This window comes from Achromobacter colocynthidis (assembly GCF_057334535.1).
Genome location: NZ_JBHFIZ010000030.1, coordinates 930 through 1,866 on the forward strand (window position 1 = coordinate 930; position 937 = coordinate 1,866).

General features: G+C 47.8%; 2 rRNA genes. Both read left to right on the forward strand.

The features are described from left to right. Positions 1 to 109 (forward strand): 5S ribosomal RNA (gene rrf / locus ACE04A_RS13660). 699 nt (positions 110 to 808) lie between these two features. After that, a 16S ribosomal RNA gene (locus ACE04A_RS13665) occupies positions 809 to 937 on the forward strand; the annotation flags it as partial.

The following is a 937-nucleotide window of genomic DNA, read 5'->3' on the forward strand; positions in this document are numbered from 1 at the left end:
ACGACCATAGCAAGGTGGTACCACTCCTTCCCATCCCGAACAGGACAGTGAAACGCCTTCGCGCCGATGATAGTGGACGGACGTCTGTGAAAGTAGGTCATCGTCAGGCTTTTATTGCGCAAAACCCCACAGGTGATCCTGTGGGGTTTTGTTTTATATAAGTGAGAACCTATACTTCTCGCCGCTGTAGGATGAAGAGATTCAGAATGCAGCAGCGTTGCAAGACAGTGCAAATGAGGCAAAGGCCGGTTGCATAAGCTGCAAAAATGATGTTATAGTTGAGGGCTTGGCTGCTACCGAAAGTTCAGGGTAATCCCCGATGTTTCGATAGTTGCTAAAAGAGAAGCCAGCAGAAATGTTGGTGAGTGAGGCCTGAAGGGGCTGCAAGTCAGGCAGTGCAGTAGTTGATCCGCGTTAAGCGAAACAAATGCGACACTGATTTGACAGGCGATAAAAACTTCTTCATAATCTCGTTTCTCTGCTGCTGAAAACAGCAAGCGACGCAAGGCGAAAGCCGCGGCGAAGCGAGCAAGTTCAGTAAGTGGCAAGAAGTTGGTAGTACAGAATTCAGCAGCACCGCTCTTTAACAATTAAACAACCGATAAGTGTGGGCGCTTGATGCGATGCACTGTGATCAAGTTGGGAGTTAAACCCTGGCTTTATCACAAGCACAATGAAATCAAGTGCTCACTAGAAGTGAAGTACCTTAGACGTCAAGTTTAAGAACATACCTCACTTCCTTTGAGTAGCGACGTATGACCTGGTTCGGATTTATTCGGACCAAGAATACGAAACAAATACAGAGATTAAACTGAAGAGTTTGATCCTGGCTCAGATTGAACGCTAGCGGGATGCCTTACACATGCAAGTCGAACGGCAGCACGGACTTCGGTCTGGTGGCGAGTGGCGAACGGGTGAGTAATGTATCGGAACGTGC